Genomic DNA, 17,921 nt, shown 5'->3' with positions numbered 1-17,921 from the left:
GGCTCCAGGAGACCGGAGCGGGTGGGCCGTGAACCGCGAGAGGCCGGACGGACCGGTTCAGCGCGAGCGGACCGGCTCAACGCCGGGCGGACCAGCTCAGCACCGAGCGGACCGGCTCAACGCCGCGCGTCCCGCCCCAGCCACTGCGCGGCCTCGGTCGCCCAGTAGGTGAGGATCATCTGCGCCCCGGCCCGCCGGATCCCGGTCAGGCTCTCCAGGATCGCCCTCTCCCGGTCGATCCAGCCCCGCTCGGCGGCGGCCTCGATCATCGCGTACTCGCCGCTGATCTGGTACGCCGCGACCGGCACGTCCACGGAATCCGCGACCTTGGCGAGGATGTCCAGATACGGTCCGGCGGGCTTCACCATGACCATGTCCGCGCCCTCCTCCAGGTCCAGCGCCAGCTCCCGCAACGACTCGCGGGCGTTGGCCGGGTCCTGCTGGTAGGTCTTGCGGTCACCGGTCAGCGAGGAGCCGACGGCCTCACGGAAGGGGCCGTAGAAGGCCGAGCTGTACTTCACGGTGTAGGCGAGGATCGACACGTCCTCGTACCCGGTCTGGTCCAGGGCGTCGCGGACCACGCCGACCTGGCCGTCCATCATCCCGCTGGGGCCCACCACATGGGCCCCGGCGTCCGCCTGGACCTGGGCCATCTCCGCGTACCGCTCCAGGGTCGCGTCGTTGTCCACGCGGCCGTCGCCGTCGAGGACCCCGCAGTGGCCGTGGTCGGTGTACTCGTCCAGGCACAGGTCCGACATCACGACCAGGTCGTCGCCGACCTCCTCGCGGACCGCGCGCAGGCCGGCCTGGAGGATGCCGTCCGGATCCGTGCCCGCCGTGCCCCGGGCGTCCTTCTTCGCGTCCTCCGGCACACCGAAGAGCATGATCCCCGAGACCCCGGCCGAGACCGCCTCGACGGCCGCCTTCCGCAGGGTGTCCAGGGTGTGCTGGTGCACGCCGGGCATGGCCGAGATGGCGACCGGGGCGTCGATGCCCTCCCGCACGAACGCGGGCAGGATCAGGTTCGCGGGGTCGAGCCGTGTCTCGGCGACCATCCGCCGCATCGCCGGGGTCGTCCGCAGCCGCCGGGGGCGGGAGCCGGGGAAGTTTCCGTACGCAGTCATCCTTCGACGATAGACCCGTACGCAGTCAGGTCTTACCGACACCCGCGCCGGGAAAGGCCCGCGAACAGCCCCCGGAAACGCCGGTGGCCCCGGCCACCGACCCGACCGCCAGCCCCCGGAAACGGCGATGGCCCGGCCACCGACCCGGCCGACAGGCCCCGGCGACGCCAGCGGTCGGCCGGCCACCGGCCTGCCGACCGGTCCGGAGACGCCGACCGGTCCGGAGACGCCGACCGGTCCGGAGACGCCGGTGGGCCCGGCCGCCGAAGCGACCGGGCCCACCCACCCCCGTACGGCTGCTGCTACGTCGTCGTCCGACGCCTGCGCGCACCCGGGCGCCGCTCGCTCGGCCGGGTCACCGGGTCGCCGGCCTCCTTCGCCGCGTCCCGGCGCTGCGCGCCGAAGGCGGCGAGCGCCTCGGCGAGCTTGTGCACCGACGGCTCCGGCGACAGCACGTCGACCCGCAGGCCGTGCTCCTCGGCGGTCTTCGCGGTGGCGGGGCCGATACACGCGATCACGGTCACGTTGTGCGGCTTGCCCGCGATGCCGACCAGGTTGCGCACCGTCGAGGACGAGGTGAACAGGACCGCGTCGAAGCCGCCGCCCTTGATCGCCTCACGGGTGTCGGCCGGCGGCGGCGAGGCGCGGACCGTGCGGTACGCGGTGACGTCGTCGACCTCCCAGCCCAGCTCGATGAGCCCGGCCACCAGGGTCTCGGTGGCGATGTCGGCACGCGGCAGGAACACCCGGTCGATCGGGTCGAAGACCGGGTCGTAGGGCGGCCAGTCCTCCAGCAGCCCGGCGGCGGACTGCTCGCCGGACGGCACCAGATCCGGCTTCACGCCGAAGTCGATCAGCGCCGCGGCGGTCTGCTCGCCGACGGCGGCGACCTTGATGCCGGCGAAGGCACGGGCGTCGAGCCCGTACTCCTCGAACTTCTCCCGGACCGCCTTGACGGCGTTCACGCTGGTGAAGGCGATCCACTCGTAGCGCCCGGTGACCAGGCCCTTGACCGCGCGCTCCATCTGCTGGGGCGTACGCGGCGGCTCGACGGCGATCGTCGGCACCTCGTGCGGCACCGCACCGTAGGAACGCAGCTGGTCGGAGAGCGACGCGGCCTGCTCCTTCGTACGCGGGACGAGCACCTTCCAGCCGAACATCGGCTTGGACTCGAACCACGCGAGCTGATCGCGCTGGGCGGCGGAGCTGCGCTCTCCGACCACGGCTATGACCGGCCGGTGGCCCTCGGGCGAGGGCAGCACCTTGGCCTGCTTGAGGACCTGGGCGATCGTCCCGAGGGTCGCGGTCCAGGTGCGCTGGCGGGTGGTGGTGCCCGCGATCGTCACGGTGAGCGGGGTGTCGGGCTTGCGGCCCGCGGAGACCAGCTCACCGGCGGCGGCGGCCACCGAGTCCAGCGTGGTGGCGACGACGGCGGTCGCGTCGCTCGCGCCGACCTCGCTCCAGCAGCGGTCGGAGGCGGTACGGGCATCGACGAAGCGGACGTCCGCACCCTGCGCGTCACGCAGCGGCACCCCGGCGTACGCGGAGACGCCGACGGCGTTCGCCACGCCCGGGACGACCTCGAAGGGCACCCCGGCGGCGGCGCAGGCGAGCATTTCCGCCCCCGCGTTCCCGTCCAGGCCCGGGTCGCCCGCGACAGCACGGACCACCCGCCTGCCGCCCTTCGCGGCCTCCATGACAAGATTGGCCGCATCCCTGAGAACGGGTACACCGACGGTTGTTGACGAGGTGTCAACGACGGTCAGCTCAGGCGTGCTCACGCCTGCCCGCGCATGGCTGCGGACGACGTCGAGCACCTCGGGCTCGGCGACAAGGACGTCCGCGCTCGCGAGCGCCTCGACGGCGCGCAGGGTCAGCAGTCCCGGGTCGCCGGGACCGGCGCCGAGGAAGGTGACCTGCCCTTGGGCGGACAGGGCCGGAAAGTCGGATGCGGCGGGGCCGGTGGGGCTCAAAGTGCTCGCTCCCCCATAAGACCGGCCGCACCCTTGGCGAGCATCTCGGCCGCGAGTTCGCGACCGAGGGCCGCCGCGTCGTCGTGCGACGTGGGGACGGGACCGGTGGTGGACAGCTGTACGAGCGAGGAACCGTCGGTGGTACCGACGACTCCGCGCAGGCGCAGTTCGTTGACAACCTGTCCGTCGGCCAGGAGGTCGGCCAGCGCACCCACAGGTGCGGAGCAGCCGGCCTCCAGGGCGGCGAGCAGGGCACGCTCGGCGGTCACGGCGACCCGGGTGTACGGGTCGTCGAGCTCGGCGAGCGCGGCGGCGAGGTCGGCGCTGGACGCGGCGCACTCGATCGCCAGTGCTCCCTGGCCGGGAGCGGGCAGGACGGTGTCGACCGGCAGGAACTCGGTCACCTCACCGCTCCGGCCGAGACGGCTGAGCCCGGCGGCGGCGAGAACCACCGCGTCGAGCTCCCCGTCGCGCACGAACCCGATCCGCGTGTCGACGTTGCCCCGGATGGGGACGGTCTCGATCCGCAGTCCGTGGGAACGGGCGTACGCGTTGAGCTGCGCCATGCGGCGCGGCGAACCGGTGCCGATACGGGCGCCGTCGGGCAGCTGCGCGAAGGTCAGCCCGTCCCGGGCGACCATCGCGTCGCGCGGGTCCTCGCGCTGCGGCACGGCCGCCAGCACGAGGTCGTCGGGCTGGCTGGTCGGCAGGTCCTTGAGCGAGTGGACGGCGAAGTCCACCTCGCCCCGCAGCAGCGCCTCGCGCAGGGCCGCGACGAACACGCCGGTGCCGCCGATCTGCGCCAGGTGCTCGCGGGAGGTGTCCCCGTACGTGGTGATCTCGACGAGCTCGACGGCGCGCCCGGTCACCTCGCGAACCGCCTCGGCGACGAGTCCGGACTGGGCCATGGCGAGCTTGCTGCGCCGGGTTCCCAGCCGGAGCGGCGCGGGGTTCCGCGCGCCCGGGGATGAGTTGTCGGTCATGACCGCCCTCTATTCGGGTCGTTCAGGTCTGCCCGGGAGACGGCGGCCACCGTCTGCGGGTCGAGGTCGAAGAGTTCTCGCAGCGCGTCCGCGTACCCGGCGCCGCCGGGCTCGCTGGCGAGCTGCTTGACCCGCACGGTGGGCGCGTGCAGGAGTTTGTCGACGACGCGGCGCACGGTCTGGGTGATCTCGGCGCGCTGCTTCTCGTCCAGGTCGGGAAGGCGGCCGTCCAGCCGGGCGATCTCGCCGGCGACCACGCCGGCGGCCATGGTGCGCAGGGCGACCACGGTCGGGGCGACGTGCGCGGCACGCTGGGCGGCGCCGAAGGCGGCCACCTCGTCGGAGACGATGGTGCGGACCCGGTCCACATCGGCGGCCATCGGGGCGTCGGCGGACGCCTCGGCGAGCGACTCGATGTCGACGAGGCGCACACCGTCGATGCGGTGGGCGGCGCCGTCGATGTCCCGCGGCATGGCGAGGTCGAGCAGGGCGAGCCGGACCGGGCCGGTCGACTGTGCGGGCACGGTGACCCGGCGCGGCGCCGTCGCCGGGCCTGCCTGCGCGGCGGAGGCGGCGGAGCCGTTCTCCACCCAGGCGGCGTGCTGGTCGACGTCGGCCGGGGCCGGGGTGACGGTGACCGTCGGCCGCTCGGGCGCGGCGTCCAGGGTCACGCCCAGCGCGTCGGCGAGGGCGTCGGCGGTGAGTACGAGGCCGGTGGCACCGGTGCAGGAGACGACGATGTCGGCACGTGTCAGTTCGTCACCGACCGCGGACATCTCGACGGCCCGGGCGCGCACCGCCGTGTCGTCGCCCTGCTGGAGGATCTCCACCAGGCGGTCCGCGCGGGAGCGGGTCCGGTTGGCGACGACGATGTCGGCGACGCCGGTGCGGGCGAGGGTCGCGGCGGCCAGCGAGGACATGGATCCGGCGCCGATGACCAGGGCGCGCTTGCCGGCGGCCCAGCCCTCGGGGTCGGCCCCGGCGGCGAGCTGCTGGAGCCCGAAGGTGACGAGCGACTGCCCGGCCCGGTCGATCCCGGTCTCGCTGTGGGCGCGCTTGCCGACCCGCAGGGCCTGCTGGAAGAGGTCGTTCAGCAGCCGTCCGGCGGTGTGCAGCTCCTGGCCGCGCGCGAGCGCGTCCTTGATCTGACCGAGGATCTGCCCCTCGCCGACGACCATCGAGTCGAGACCGCAGGCCACCGAGAAGAGGTGGTGGACGGCCCGGTCCTCGTAGTGCACGTAGAGATAAGGGGTGAGCTCTTCGAGCCCGACGCCGCTGTGCTGGGCGAGCAGGGTGGACAGCTCGGCGACGCCCGCGTGGAACTTGTCCACGTCGGCGTACAGCTCGATGCGGTTGCAGGTGGCCAGCACGGCCGCCTCGGTCGCGGGTTCCGCGGCGAGGGTGTCCTGGAGCAGCTTGGCCTGGGTCTCGACAGCGAGGGAGGCCCGCTCCAGTACGGAGACGGGGGCGCTGCGGTGGCTCAGTCCGACGACGAGGAGGCTCATGCCGGCATCACGGCGGGCATGTCCCCGTCAGGTCCCTTCCGGCTCGCGGGCGTGGCGCGCATCGGGGGCGCGCCCTCGTCCTCGGCGGCGGAGTCCTCGCCGGCCTTGCGCTGCTCGTGGAACGCGAGGATCTGGAGCTCGATGGAGAGGTCGACCTTGCGCACGTCGACGCCCTCGGGCACCGACAGCACGGTCGGCGCGAAGTTCAGGATGGAGGTCACACCGGCGGCGACGAGCCGGTCGCAGACCTGCTGGGCCGCGCCGGGCGGGGTGGTGATCACGCCGATGGACACACCGTTGTCGCTGATGATCCGGTCCAGGTCGTCCGTGTGCTGGACGGCGATCCCGGCCACCGGCGTACCGGCCATGGCGGGGTCCGCGTCGATCAGCGCCGCGACCCGGAAGCCGCGGGAGGCGAAACCGCCGTAGTTGGCGAGGGCCGCGCCGAGGTTGCCGATGCCGACGATGGCGACCGGCCAGTCCTGGGTGAGCCCGAGCTCGCGCGAGATCTGGTAGACGAGATACTCGACGTCGTACCCGACACCGCGGGTGCCATAGGACCCCAGGTAGCTGAAGTCCTTGCGCAGCTTCGCCGAGTTGACCCCGGCCGCCGTGGCCAGCTCCTCGGAGGAGACCGTGGGGACCGATCGCTCGGAGAGCGCGGTCAGGGCGCGCAGATACAACGGAAGTCGGGCGACGGTGGCCTCGGGAATTCCTCGGCTACGGGTCGCCGGTCGGTGAGTTCGGCCAGTTGCCACGGTGCTCCTGCGGGATGAGCGGGGCTGCAGGCGGCCGTATGTCCCAGGACCGCCCCGTCGAATGCAGGCTATGTCTTTGTGAACGCGTGCACAAAGATAGTGTCCGTTTTGTCCGGTCAAAGTGACCGGGGTCACGCACATTCCCCGCGCGATCCCGGAACCAGGGGCCGCATCGGCCCGTTGCCGCCTCGAAGGGGGCAAAGCGGTTCACACTCCTCACAGCCAAGCCCCCGAGGCCACCCAAAACGCCCGCAATGTTAACCGGGTTTCGCGTCCGCACCCAGCGCCTTGCGCAGCCTCGCCGGATCCACGCGCCAGAACGTGTGCTGTTCGTCATCGATCAGCACCACCGGAATCTGCTCCCAGTACTCCTTGTACAGCTCCTCGTCCTCGGTGATGTCCTTCTCCACCCACGACGCACCGGTCTCCTCGCAGACCGCGCTCACCACCGCCCGCGCGTCCTCACACAGATGACACCCGGGCTTCCCCACCAGCGTGACCACCCGCTCGGCGGGCTTCTTCCTCTTACGTCGCAGCAGAGCACTCATGCCTTCATTCTGCGCCCGCCGCGCCCACTTCCCGAGCCCCCGACGCCCACTTTCCGCACCCGCGCAGCACCACCCGGACCGCCCGGAATCACCCGATTCACCATTCCGACCCGCAGCGTTCACGCCCACGCATCGCGGCAGGTCCGGCAGGTGCGGACGGACTGGCTATGCTCACGGCATGGCCGCTCTTGGATGGCTCACACCCCGTAGGCGTTCCGCTACCGCACGGAGCGTCCTGGCAGGCGAGGCCGCCGCCGAGGCCGCGCGCAAGACCTCGGCCGCCGACGACGAATCCGCCCTCCTGACCAAGGCCCCGGAAGAAGCGGACGCGACACCTCCCGAGGAGCCCGCGTTCCCCGTCGCCGGGGACGACCGCGCCGCCGCCTTCTTCGACCTCGACAACACCGTCATGCAGGGCGCCGCGATCTTCCACTTCGGCCGCGGCCTCTACAAGAGGAAGTTCTTCGAACGCCGCGAGCTCACCCGGTTCGCCTGGCAGCAGGCCTGGTTCCGGCTGGCCGGCGTCGAGGACCCCGAACACATGCAGGACGCCCGCGACAGCGCCCTGTCCATCGTCAAGGGCCACCGCGTCTCCGAGCTGATGTCGATCGGCGAGGAGATCTACGACGAGTACATGGCCGACCGCATCTGGCCCGGCACCCGGGCCCTGGCCCAGGCCCACCTGGACGCCGGACAGAAGGTCTGGCTCGTCACCGCCGCCCCCGTGGAGACCGCCACCATCATCGCCCGCCGCCTCGGCCTGACCGGCGCGCTCGGCACCGTCGCCGAATCGGTCGACGGCGTCTACACCGGCCGCCTGGTCGGCGAACCCCTGCACGGCCCCGCCAAGGCCGAGGCCGTCCGCGCGCTGGCCGCCGCGGAGGGCCTGGAACTGGAGCGCTGCGCCGCCTACAGCGACTCGCACAACGACATCCCGATGCTCTCGCTGGTCGGCCACCCCTACGCGATCAACCCGGACACCAAGCTCCGCAAGCACGCCCGCGCCCGCGACTGGCGGCTGCGCGACTACCGCACCGGCCGCAAAGCGGCCAAGGTCGGCATCCCGGCCGCCGCCGGGGTCGGCGCGCTGGCGGGCGGCACCGTCGCCGCCGTCGCCCTGCACCGACGCCGCCGCTGACCCGCGCCCGCGCCCTCCGCGCCCCGTGCCCGCCCACCACGAACGGTCACGGGGCGCAGCCACGCCCGGAGCCGGGCGCCCGATCGTGATCGTGTCCGCCGGGGCGGGCGACGCCCCTCCAGCCAGCCGGATCGCCGACGCCCGGCCACAACCCGTCGCCCCCGCAGACAGATCACGAAGTAATCCGATCAATAAACGGTCACCATGTGCTACTTGATACGTCACTTAGCGATAACAGAAGCGACGGAACCGGTGATTTAGACAACTGGGTGTAGCGCTGCCTGCACGAAGCGTTATTCTCCTCAGACGCATCACGGAAGCCGCCACTCGCTACCACGAGTGACGTTTTTCGAACTGCTCGTGATGGAAGCTCTGCCTCTGGGAGTCCCGTGTACCCACACGTCGGGGTTGACGCCTCGGGCCTGGCTACGCTGCGTGCATCGGTCATTGACCGCTTGCGCGGCTTCGTCCCCACCGCGTACGCCGTCCCCGCATTTGCCACCCCTGCACCTGCCGGCCCCTGCTATGCCCTGGCCGAACGCAGTGCGGCGGTCGGAAGACGCGGCACCCGCGCCGCCTCGGCCACGTCGACCGTCCGCCGTCCCACCGCCGACAGCGACAGCGCGCGCATGATGGATCTCGTCGAGCGCGCACAGGCCGGTGAGGCGGATGCCTTCGGCCGCCTGTACGACCAGTACAGCGACACCGTGTACCGGTACATCTACTACCGCGTGGGCGGCAAGGCGACCGCGGAGGACCTCACCAGCGAGACCTTCCTCCGCGCGCTGCGCCGCATCTCCACGTTCACCTGGCAGGGCCGCGACTTCGGCGCCTGGCTGGTCACGATCGCTCGCAACCTGGTCGCCGACCACTTCAAATCCAGTCGTTTCCGACTGGAAGTGACCACCGGCGAAATGCTCGACGCCAACGAGGTGGCGCGCAGCCCCGAGGACTCCGTCCTGGAGTCCCTCTCCAACGCCGCTCTGCTCCAGGCCGTGCGGCGACTCAACCCCCAGCAGCAGGAGTGCGTGACCCTGCGGTTCCTCCAAGGCCTCTCGGTCGCGGAGACCGCCCGGGTGATGGGCAAGAACGAGGGCGCGATCAAGACCCTCCAGTACCGAGCCGTACGGACGCTCGCCCGACTCCTGCCGGACGACGCCCGCTGATCCGGCCTCTGCGTGACCGTCCCGTCACGCACTGGTCCGATCATCCTTCGTGCGTAACCCAAGTGCCGAGCGCCTCGTTGTGCCGGTTGCAGGCCCCCTGTCGTCGCCCCCTGTCCGTAGCCACTCACTCCATCGAGTGGAAACGCTCAAGGTGCGCAACCTTCCGGACCGCCAGGGGAGTCGACCGTCATGACGAGAGGAGGTGCCGCCAGTGATCGCAAACGTTTCGGCACACCGGCGGGCGAACGCCTTCGCCCAGGCCCTGGAAGACCAGACCCCCCAGGGTGCGGCGGCCGTACAGCCCGCGGAGCCGGCCGACCAGGCCGACCGCGAACCGCTGTTGGCCCTGGCGAACGGCCTCGGTGAGCTACCGAAGCCGCAGTTGGACCCCGAGGTCAAAATGGTGCAGCGAGCCCAGCTCGTCGCGGCCATGGAGACCATGTTCGCCGAGGGCGGCGCGTCCACGGGCCCTACGGTGCCCGTGCAACGGGGCAAGGGGGCCCACCGGGCCTCACCACTGCGGAAACTGCGACCCCGCTCACGTTGGGCGAAGGGGCTCACTGCCGGCGGGCTCACCGTCGGCGTGGCCGCGGGAGCGTTCGGCGGCGTGGCCGCCGCCAGCTCCGACGCCCTCCCCGGTGATTCGCTCTACGGACTGAAACGCGGGATGGAGGACATCAGCCTCGGCATGGCCAAGGGCGACGCCGACCGCGGCGAGGTCTACCTCGACCAGGCCTCCACCCGGCTCAGCGAGGCCCGCAGACTCATGGAGCGCGGCCGGTCCGGCGCCCTCGACCACGAATCCCTCGGCGCCGTGAGACGCGCGCTCAACGGCATGTCCCACGACGCCTCCGAGGGCCACCGACTGCTCCACTCCGCCTACCAGCGCGACGGAGCGATCGGCCCGATCCAGACCCTGGACACCTTCTCCCGCTCGCACCGCGACGCCTGGAGCAGCCTCCGCGACCGGCTGCCCGTCCAGCTCACCGACGTCCGCGACGAGGTCAGCTCCGTCTTCGACGCCATGGAGGACGAAGTCGCACCGCTCCAGTCCCTCCTCCCCCGCCCCCCGGGCGAGGAAAAGGGCTCCGGACGTTCCGACACCTCCACCACCCCGGACACCGGCTCGCCCCGGACCGACGCCCCCGCGCCCCCGGCCTCCCCCGAGAAGCCCGGGAACCGCACCGACGGCGGAACCACCCCCGAGCCCTCCGGCCCGTCGGACTCCGCCGACGCCACCCCGGAGGACGGCCTGCTGGGCGGCGGTACGGACGGCCTGCTGGACGAACTCCCGACGGACGGCCTCACCCAGCCCTCCCCCGAAAGCCGGCCCAGCTCACCCGCCGCCCCGGACGTCACCCTGCCCCCGCTCCTCCCGGGGCTCCTCCCCGGCCTCGGCATCGACGGCGAGAACCTCAAACCGTAAAACGCCGTAGAGCGCCGTAGAACGAAGGGCCCCGCGCACACGAAAAAAGGGGGCCGGTACGCGGATCGCGTACCGGCCCCCTTCTCGTCCCGGCCTGCTCAGCAGGTCAGAAGATCACCGAAGGTCAGAAGAACACCGACCGCCGCTGCACCAGCAGCTTGTACAGCGTGTGCTGGATCTGCTCACGCACCTGGTCCGTCAGATTGAACATCAGCATCGGGTCCTCCGCCGCCTCCGGCGGATACCCGTCCGTCGGAATCGGCTCCCCGAACTGGATCGTCCACTTCGTCGGCAGCGGCAGCGCACCCAACGGCCCCAGCCACGGGAACGTCGGCGTGATCGGGAAGTACGGGAAGCCCAGCAGCCGGGCCAGCGTCTTCGCGTTCCCGATCATCGGGTAGATCTCCTCCGCGCCCACGATCGAGCACGGCACGATCGGCGCCCCCGCCCGCAGCGCCGTCGACACGAACCCGCCCCGCCCGAAGCGCTGCAGCTTGTAACGCTCGCCGAACGGCTTGCCGATGCCCTTGAACCCCTCCGGCATCACCCCGACGATCTCGCCCATCTCCAGCAGCCGCTGCGCGTCCTCCGCACAGGCCAGCGTGTGCCCCGCCTTGCGCGCCAGCTCGTTGACGACCGGGAGATGGAAGACCAGATCGGCCGCGAGCAGCCGCAGATGCCGGTCCGCCGGATGGTTGTCGTGCACCGCGACCTGGAGCATCAGCCCGTCCAGCGGCAGCGTCCCGGAGTGGTTGGCCACGATGAGCGCCCCGCCGTCCGACGGGATGTTCTCGATGCCCTTCACCTCGACCCGGAAGTACTTGTCGGCCAGCGGCCGCAGCACCGACATCAGGACCTGGTCGGTGAGCTCCTCGTCGTAACCGAACTCGTCGACGTCGTAGTCACCGGTGACCCGCCGCCGCAGGAACGCGAGCCCGCCCGCGATCCGCCGCTCCCAGCCGCCGGAGGAACCGTCCACGTCCACCGCGTCCCGGGGCTCCCGGCCCCCCTCCCCCGCCTCCGGGGGCAGCCCGGAGGGCTCGGGGACCTGCGCCCCCGGCAGCGCGCTCACCGGAGCCGCGGAACCGTCGCCCCGACCGCCACCGGGACCGCCCGCCCCGGCCCGGCGCCGCGCCGGACGCGAAGCGCCACCGGACCGCGAACGGTCGTCGTCGAACGGAATGACCTTGGCGTCCGCCATAGTCGGTGCGCTCCTCTACCTGGCGCCGTGAGTCGTCTGTACCGCACCGGCCCCGCGCTCCCGCGGCCCGGCGCCTCCCGGGAGCGGCAACGCCGCCAGCCGGTCCACCGCCCTGCCCACCGTCTCCGGCGGCAGCAGCCCCGGACCCCGGCTCCGCGCGAACTCCGCGAACGTCTCCGCCGTGGTGAACTTCGGCCGGAAACCGAGGGTCTCGCGCATCTGCACCGTCGAGACCACCCTGCCATGGGTCAGCAGCCGGATCTGTTCCGGCGAGAAGTCGGTCATGCCGATCGTACGGAGCGCCGAGCCGACCCACGTGACGGCGGGCAGCAGCACCGGCACCGTCGGCTTCCCCAGCCGCCGCGAGCACTGCGACAGCAGCAGCACCCCGTCGCCGGCGATGTTGAACGTGCCGCTGTTCAGCGTCCCGCGCCGGGGCTCGCTCGCCGCGATCCCCAGGACGTCGACCACATCGTCCTCGTGCACGAACTGGAGCCGGGGGTCGTAGCCGAAGACGGTCGGCAGAACGGGCAGCGACAGATAGTCCGCGAGCGGCGAGTCCGGCCGGGGCCCCAGGATGTTGGCGAACCGCAGCACGCACACCGCGACATCCGGCCGACGGCGGGCGAAGCCCCGAACGTACCCCTCGACCTCCACCGCGTCCTTCGCGAAGCCGCCGCTGGGCAGCGACTTGGGCGGTGTGGTCTCGGTGAACACGGCGGGATCGCGGGGCGCCGACCCGTACACGCTCGTACTGGACTTCACCACGAGCCGCCGCACCGTCGGGGACTTCTGACAGGCGCCGAGCAGCTGCATGGTGCCAATGACGTTGGTCTCCTTGATCGCCGTCCGGCCGCCGGCGCCGAGCGCCTTGCCGGAGACGTCCAAGTGCACGACCGTGTCGACGGCGTGCTCGGCCAGGATCCGCGCCAGGGCGGACTGCCGGATGTCCGCGCGCACGAACTCCGCGTCACCCAGCTCATGGGCAGGCGCGACCGCGTCGACGGCGATCACCCGGTCCACCCCGGGCTCGCACTGGACGCGCCGGACGAAGCGGCCCCCCAGCTGCCGGGCCGCTCCTGTGACGAGCACGACCTTGCCCAAGACCCGGCTCCCCTCTGCATCCCTGCTTCCGGCGGTAACTTCCCTGGCCGTCACCGTAGCGGGTGGACGCCGCCCTGTGACGCCCCCGTGCTCCGAAACGCACCGCAGCCCCTCCACCGGAACGGTGGAGGGGCTGCGGATCTCACGAACTGCGTTCGCCTACTTCTTGTTGCGACGCTGAACGCGCGTGCGCTTGAGCAGCTTGCGGTGCTTCTTCTTGGCCATCCGCTTGCGCCGCTTCTTGATAACAGAGCCCACGACTACCCTCGCTCACTTCATCTTCACTGGTGCGGGGCGTCTGGGCCCACACGACCTACGTCGGCCTAGCCTACCCGCCACCGTCCGAGGGACGTAATCCGCAGGCAACCTCAGGCTGATTCCACCCCCACGAATGAGTCGCGGAGATACGTGTGAACCGCTTGCTCCGGCACCCGGAAGGACCTGCCCACCCGGATCGCCGGCAGATGACCACTGTGCACCAAGCGGTACACGGTCATCTTCGACACTCGCATGACCGAGGCGACTTCCGCCACGGTCAGAAACTTGACCTCGTTGAGAGGCCTCTCGCTGCCAGCAGCCATGACCCACCTGTACCTTCCGCACCGGACGCGCACCGGCTTCCCCTCCGGTGACTCTTCGTCGCTGTGCGCTCACTCCACAGATTAGGGGCGCGTGGTGCGAGTGGGGAAGAGGAGAGACAGCCGCCGGCCTACGGTGACAGACGGGCCCGATTGAGCACATAGCGCGTCAACGGCCGGTAAAACGGCGCCCGCACGCCGTCGTCGAGCGGAACGACGACGGACACCCGCCCCTCGGCCTCTCCCACGAACAGCGCCGGATCATCCGTGTCCGCCGGCCCGATCGCCTCGATCCCCAGCTGACCTGCACCGCAGACCCAGCCGTGATCCCCGATCACCAACTCCGGCAGCACCCCGAGCCGCTCCGCCGCGTCCTGGAGCGCGAGCCGCACCGGAAGCGGCGAATGCGTGTGCGCGCCGGTCTCACCCCCCGTGGGCCGCCCCCCCGGTTCGCGCACCAGGGCGACACCCCGTACGTAGTCGAGGCGGTACGTGCGTACGCCGAACCGGGTCGTTATGTCGACACATCTCCCCTGCGCGGGGGTGAGAACAGGACAGCCCGCCGACGACAGAGCGTCTGCCAGCCCGGCGTAGAAACCGAGCAGCCGGTGCGGGTGACCGGTTCCCAGCAGCACCGGAGCCCGACGCTCCGCCACCAGCGCCAGCCGCTCGGCGAACGCGTCCAGCGCGGCCACCGTCCGCTCCGGATCGATCGCGTCGGGACCGCTCACATGCGTGGGATCCGCCGAGACCCCGCACCGGTCCGCCATCAGCCGCAACAACTCGCCCTCGCCCCAGGCCCGCTCGGGCGCGAGCCCCAGCATCACCCGCGGATCGCGCGCGGCGAACAGCCGGTAGCTGCGCAGACTCGTCTCGCGCGGGGTGGCCACGGGCCCGGCCAGCCGGGCCGCCAGCAGATGGGCGCGCAGCGCCCCGGTGCTCAACACCCCAGGGATGCTGCCGTACCGCGCGGCCCGGCGGGCGGGAATCCCGTTACGCCCCACCGTTGGCGTAACGCACGGCACAATGCCCCCGCGCCGCCCGGACCTCAGGTCAGCAGCCCCCGCAGCGGGAACGCCGCCTTCCGGGACGCCAGCACCGCCTGGTCCAGCCGGTCCGCCGGGTCGTACCCGTCCTCCCAGGCCTGCCACGACGGCGTACGCCCGTCCGTCATCCGGCCCGGCCCCAACTGCCGCGTACGGGCGTAGACGAGATCCCGCCAGGACGGCGGCACCACCGACTCCGGGTCGACGGGAGCGTGCGCCGCGATCCCGACGAGATGCGTCCACGACCGGGGCACCACGTCCACCACCGCGTACCCGCCGCCGCCGAGCGCCACCCAGCGCCCGCCGTCCGCGTACCGGTGGGCCAGCTCGTGGCAGGACTCCATGACCGACCGCTGCGCGTCCAGGGAGACCGCGAGGTGGGCGAGCGGGTCCTCGAAGTGCGTGTCGGCCCCGTGCTGGGTGACGAGCACCTGGGGCCGGAAGTCGGCCAGCAGTTCGGGCACCACCGCGTGGAACGCCCGCAGCCATCCCGCGTCCCCGGTCCCGGCCGGCAGCGCCACGTTGACCGCGGAGCCCTCCCCCGCCCCGGACCCGGTCTCCTCCGGCCAACCGGTCTGCGGAAAGAGGGTCCTCGGATGCTCGTGTAGCGAGATCGTCAGGACGCGCGGGTCCTCCCAGAACGCGGCCTGCACCCCGTCCCCGTGGTGGACGTCCACATCGACGTACGCGACCCGCTCGGCGCCCAGCTCCAGCAGCCGGGCGATGGCGAGGGCGGGGTCGTTGTAGACGCAGAAGCCGGCGGCCGACCCGGGCATGGCGTGGTGCAGCCCCCCGGTGAAGTTCACCGCGTGCTCGCACTCACCGCGCCACACGGCCTCGGCGGCGCCCACCGAAAGCCCCGCGATCAGCGCGGACGCCTCGTGCATCCCGGCGAACGCCGGATCGTCCACGGTCCCGAGCCCGTAGTCCTGGTCGGCCGTCCGCGGATCCGCGGAGGCGGCACGCACCGCCGCCACGTAATCCTGCCGGTGCACGAGCCGCAGGGTGGAGTCCCCCACGGGCTTCGCGGACCGCAGATCCACCGCCCCGTCGAGCCCGAACGCCCGCACCAGCCCCATCGTCAGGGCCAGCCGGACCGGGTCCATGGGGTGCGTCTCCCCGAAGTCGTATCCCGTGACTGCGTCATCCCACATCAGCTGTGTGCGGCCGCTCATGCCCGCCACCGTATCGGGCGGGCTCCGGCCCGAACGCGCGGGCATACACGAGCGTCGCCAACACCAGAACCATCGGTACGAGCATGGCGCCGCGATAACTCCACGCATCCCCCAGAGCACCCACGAGCGGCGAACCCACCAGGAACCCGACATAGTTGAAGACGTTCAGCCGGGCCACGACCGCGTCGCTGTGCCCCGGGAACATCCGCCCGGCCGCCGCGAAGGTCTGCGGCACGATCACACAGAGCCCGAACCCGAGCATCGTGAACCCGAGCATCCCCGCCCAGGCCCCGGGCGCCACCGCCACGACCGCGAACCCGCCCGCCGCCAGCAGACTCCCGCCCCGCACCACGGCGACCGCCCCGAACCGCCGCACCCCGAGGTCCCCCACCGCGCGCCCCAGCAGGGTCGTCACCATGTAGACGTTGTACGGAACGGTCGCGAGCTGCTCCGATGCGCCCAGCACGTCCTGGAGGTACTTGGCACTCCAGTTGGAGACCGTCGAGTCCCCGATGTACGCGAAGCTCATGACGAGGCACAGCGGCAGCAACAGCCGGAACGACACGGCCCCGCCGACCCCGCCGGAGCCGGGCTCCTCCTCCTTCCCCTCCGGCCCCTTCCCCTCCGTGTACCACCGGCTCCCGACCAGCGCGGCGGGCAGCAGCACCACCACGACGGGCAGGTAGGACCCGAGCAACGACAGGTCCCACCGCGCCCCGGCCCACGCGAGCGACGCCCCCGCGATCCCGCCGAGGCTGTAGGCGGCGTGGAACCCGAGCATGATGCTGCGCCCGTACGCCCGGTTGAGGCTGACGCCCAGCATGTTCATCGAGGCGTCCAGCGCCCCGACGGCCAGCCCGAAGACGCCGAGCGCGACGGCGACGTGCCACACCTCCCGCCCCGCGCCCACCCCGAGCAGGGCGAGCAGGACCAGGGGCTGGGACCACCGCAGGACGACACCGGGCCGCACCCGCGCGACCACCTTCTCGGTGGCGACGCTGCCGGCCCCCGCCAGGGTCGGGACAGCGGCGAGGAAGACGGGCAGCAGCCCGTCGGATATCCCGTACTGGTCCTGAATGGCGGGGATACGCGTCACCAGAAGGGCGAAGGCCACCCCTTGAACGCCGAAGCTCAACCCCAGGGAGGCCCTGCCGTGCCGCAAGCCCGCTTCCGTCATGGCCGCGAGCGTAGGGCCGGGCTCCAGGCAGGGGTAGATGGATCAGGCGAGCAGTTCGGGGAGCTGAGCCATGTCGGAGAAGTGCCCGGTCACTCCGGTGAGCCGGTCCGCGGGCATCATCGACGTGAACCCGTACACGTCCATCCCCGCGGCGCGGGCCGCCTCGACCCCGAGCGGGCTGTCCTCGATGACGACGCACCTCTCCGGAGCGACGCCCATCCGCTCGGCGGCGTACAGGAACAGGTCGGGCGCCGGCTTGCCCCGCCCGACATCCTCCGAGCTGAAGATCCACTCCTCCTCGAACCACTGGTCGATCCCCGTCCTGCGGTGCCCGACCCGGATCCGCTCGTGGCTCCCGGAGGAGGCGACGCAGTAGTCCACCCCGTCCGCGACAAGCTTCCCGAGCAGCTCCTCGGCCCCGTCGACGGCCACGAGCTCCCGCTGGAAAGCGGCGAACGTACGGGTGTTGAGCGTGGAGTCGAAGTCCTCGGGCAGTTTCTGCCCGGTCCGCTCCTCGACGAGATCGTGGACCCGGTGCACGGCGGACCCCATGTAGTCACGGAGCGACTCGTCGTACGAGGTGGGGTGACCGAGCTCGGTGAGGTAGCCGGAGAGGACGGTGTTGGCGAGCGGCTCACTGTCGACGAGCACACCATCGTTGTCGAAGATGACCAGTTCGTAGCGCATGGTTCGACCCTAGACGTTCAGAACGCAGAAAAGCCCCGTGCCACAAGGCACGGGGCTTTCCCGGAAAAATTGTTCGGCGGCGTCCTACTCTCCCACAGGGTCCCCCCTGCAGTACCATCGGCGCTGAAAGGCTTAGCTTCCGGGTTCGGAATGTAACCGGGCGTTTCCCTAACGCAATGACCACCGAAACACTATGAAATTAACCAACACCGGATAAAAACACGGCCGTTCGTTATTTCAGAACTAACACAGTGGACGCGAGCAACTGAGGACAAGCCCTCGGCCTATTAGTACCAGTCAGCTCCACCCGTTGCCGGGCTTCCACATCTGGC

17 protein-coding genes and 1 rRNA gene are annotated in these 17,921 nt (G+C 71.5%); 3 read left to right on the top strand and 15 right to left on the bottom strand.

Annotated elements, in window-relative coordinates:
• Window positions 1-116 precede the first annotated feature (116 nt).
• The 6 genes from hemB to D581_RS0133960 all read right to left on the bottom strand — a co-directional run bounded on the left by hemB (window position 117) and on the right by D581_RS0133960 (window position 6,891).
• A complete protein-coding gene (gene hemB / locus D581_RS0133985; RefSeq protein WP_026291153.1) occupies window positions 117-1,124 on the bottom strand; it encodes a porphobilinogen synthase in 1,008 nt (335 codons plus the stop codon).
• Between the two features lie 302 nt (window positions 1,125-1,426).
• Complete coding sequence (locus D581_RS0133980; RefSeq protein ID WP_018961580.1) at window positions 1,427-3,097, bottom strand: bifunctional uroporphyrinogen-III C-methyltransferase/uroporphyrinogen-III synthase; 1,671 nt, start codon at window positions 3,095-3,097, stop codon at window positions 1,427-1,429.
• Window positions 3,094-4,080, bottom strand: coding sequence for a hydroxymethylbilane synthase (hemC, locus tag D581_RS0133975; protein ID WP_018961579.1), 987 nt, complete (start codon window positions 4,078-4,080; stop codon window positions 3,094-3,096). Before hemC ends, D581_RS0133980 begins: the two co-directional genes overlap by 4 nt.
• Complete coding sequence (locus D581_RS0133970; RefSeq protein WP_018961578.1) at window positions 4,077-5,585, bottom strand: glutamyl-tRNA reductase; 1,509 nt, start codon at window positions 5,583-5,585, stop codon at window positions 4,077-4,079. Before D581_RS0133970 ends, hemC begins: the two co-directional genes overlap by 4 nt.
• Entirely contained in the window at window positions 5,582-6,343 is a 762-nt protein-coding gene (locus D581_RS0133965) for a redox-sensing transcriptional repressor Rex (RefSeq protein WP_003968336.1), read from the bottom strand. The genes D581_RS0133970 and D581_RS0133965 overlap by 4 nt, the downstream gene beginning before the upstream one ends.
• A gap of 257 nt (window positions 6,344-6,600) precedes the next feature.
• Complete coding sequence (locus D581_RS0133960) at window positions 6,601-6,891, bottom strand: glutaredoxin family protein (RefSeq protein WP_018961576.1); 291 nt, start codon at window positions 6,889-6,891, stop codon at window positions 6,601-6,603.
• A gap of 178 nt (window positions 6,892-7,069) precedes the next feature.
• Here D581_RS0133960 and D581_RS0133955 point away from each other — a divergent pair, with 178 nt between their 5' ends.
• The 3 genes from D581_RS0133955 to D581_RS0133945 all read left to right on the top strand — a co-directional run bounded on the left by D581_RS0133955 (window position 7,070) and on the right by D581_RS0133945 (window position 10,621).
• Window positions 7,070-8,029: an HAD family hydrolase gene (locus tag D581_RS0133955; protein WP_018961575.1), complete on the top strand. Its 960-nt coding sequence runs from the start codon at window positions 7,070-7,072 to the stop codon at window positions 8,027-8,029.
• Window positions 8,030-8,418: 389 nt separating this feature from the next.
• Window positions 8,419-9,195, top strand: coding sequence for an ECF subfamily RNA polymerase sigma factor, BldN family (locus D581_RS0133950; protein WP_026291152.1), 777 nt, complete (start codon window positions 8,419-8,421; stop codon window positions 9,193-9,195).
• A gap of 211 nt (window positions 9,196-9,406) precedes the next feature.
• On the top strand, window positions 9,407-10,621 hold the full coding sequence (locus D581_RS0133945; RefSeq protein ID WP_018961573.1) for a DUF5667 domain-containing protein: 1,215 nt from the start codon (window positions 9,407-9,409) through the stop codon (window positions 10,619-10,621).
• Window positions 10,622-10,745: 124 nt separating this feature from the next.
• Here the strand turns inward: D581_RS0133945 and D581_RS0133940 are convergent, their stop codons facing one another.
• The 9 genes from D581_RS0133940 to rrf all read right to left on the bottom strand — a co-directional run bounded on the left by D581_RS0133940 (window position 10,746) and on the right by rrf (window position 17,777).
• On the bottom strand, window positions 10,746-11,822 hold the full coding sequence (locus D581_RS0133940) for a lysophospholipid acyltransferase family protein (RefSeq protein WP_018961572.1): 1,077 nt from the start codon (window positions 11,820-11,822) through the stop codon (window positions 10,746-10,748).
• Window positions 11,823-11,837: 15 nt separating this feature from the next.
• Window positions 11,838-12,926 (bottom strand): NAD-dependent epimerase/dehydratase family protein, encoded by a 1,089-nt coding sequence (locus D581_RS0133935; RefSeq protein ID WP_018961571.1) that lies wholly within the window; start codon window positions 12,924-12,926, stop codon window positions 11,838-11,840.
• 159 nt (window positions 12,927-13,085) lie between these two features.
• Entirely contained in the window at window positions 13,086-13,184 is a 99-nt protein-coding gene (locus D581_RS1000000140350) for a 30S ribosomal protein bS22 (protein WP_003948845.1), read from the bottom strand.
• A gap of 110 nt (window positions 13,185-13,294) precedes the next feature.
• Entirely contained in the window at window positions 13,295-13,507 is a 213-nt protein-coding gene (locus D581_RS0133925; protein ID WP_018961570.1) for a helix-turn-helix domain-containing protein, read from the bottom strand.
• Between the two features lie 128 nt (window positions 13,508-13,635).
• Window positions 13,636-14,451: a phosphatase gene (locus tag D581_RS0133920; RefSeq protein ID WP_018961569.1), complete on the bottom strand. Its 816-nt coding sequence runs from the start codon at window positions 14,449-14,451 to the stop codon at window positions 13,636-13,638.
• Between the two features lie 101 nt (window positions 14,452-14,552).
• Window positions 14,553-15,725 (bottom strand): acetoin utilization protein AcuC, encoded by a 1,173-nt coding sequence (locus D581_RS0133915; RefSeq protein WP_020679268.1) that lies wholly within the window; start codon window positions 15,723-15,725, stop codon window positions 14,553-14,555.
• Entirely contained in the window at window positions 15,694-16,902 is a 1,209-nt protein-coding gene (locus D581_RS0133910; RefSeq protein WP_018961567.1) for an MFS transporter, read from the bottom strand. Before D581_RS0133910 ends, D581_RS0133915 begins: the two co-directional genes overlap by 32 nt.
• A gap of 42 nt (window positions 16,903-16,944) precedes the next feature.
• Window positions 16,945-17,589, bottom strand: a complete 645-nt coding sequence (locus D581_RS0133905; RefSeq protein WP_018961566.1) for an HAD family hydrolase — start codon at window positions 17,587-17,589, stop codon at window positions 16,945-16,947.
• Between the two features lie 71 nt (window positions 17,590-17,660).
• Window positions 17,661-17,777 (bottom strand): 5S ribosomal RNA (rrf, locus tag D581_RS0133900).
• Window positions 17,778-17,921: the final 144 nt, after the last annotated feature.

Source organism: Streptomyces sp. CNB091 (genome assembly GCF_000377965.1).
This window is presented reverse-complemented; position numbering and strand designations above follow the sequence as displayed.

Excerpts from the sequence above, each read along its gene's own strand:
- hemB (WP_026291153.1), bottom strand. The coding sequence starts at position 1,124 with ATGACTGCGTACGGAAACTTCCCCGGCTCCCGCCCCCGGCGGCTGCGG.
- hemC (WP_018961579.1), bottom strand. The coding sequence starts at position 4,080 with ATGACCGACAACTCATCCCCGGGCGCGCGGAACCCCGCGCCGCTCCGG.
- D581_RS0133970 (WP_018961578.1), bottom strand. The coding sequence starts at position 5,585 with ATGAGCCTCCTCGTCGTCGGACTGAGCCACCGCAGCGCCCCCGTCTCC.
- D581_RS0133960 (WP_018961576.1), bottom strand. The coding sequence starts at position 6,891 with ATGAGTGCTCTGCTGCGACGTAAGAGGAAGAAGCCCGCCGAGCGGGTG.
- D581_RS0133955 (WP_018961575.1), top strand. The coding sequence starts at position 7,070 with ATGGCCGCTCTTGGATGGCTCACACCCCGTAGGCGTTCCGCTACCGCA.
- D581_RS0133940 (WP_018961572.1), bottom strand. The coding sequence starts at position 11,822 with ATGGCGGACGCCAAGGTCATTCCGTTCGACGACGACCGTTCGCGGTCC.
- D581_RS0133925 (WP_018961570.1), bottom strand. The coding sequence starts at position 13,507 with ATGGCTGCTGGCAGCGAGAGGCCTCTCAACGAGGTCAAGTTTCTGACC.
- D581_RS0133915 (WP_020679268.1), bottom strand. The coding sequence starts at position 15,725 with ATGAGCGGCCGCACACAGCTGATGTGGGATGACGCAGTCACGGGATAC.
- D581_RS0133910 (WP_018961567.1), bottom strand. The coding sequence starts at position 16,902 with ATGACGGAAGCGGGCTTGCGGCACGGCAGGGCCTCCCTGGGGTTGAGC.
- D581_RS0133905 (WP_018961566.1), bottom strand. The coding sequence starts at position 17,589 with ATGCGCTACGAACTGGTCATCTTCGACAACGATGGTGTGCTCGTCGAC.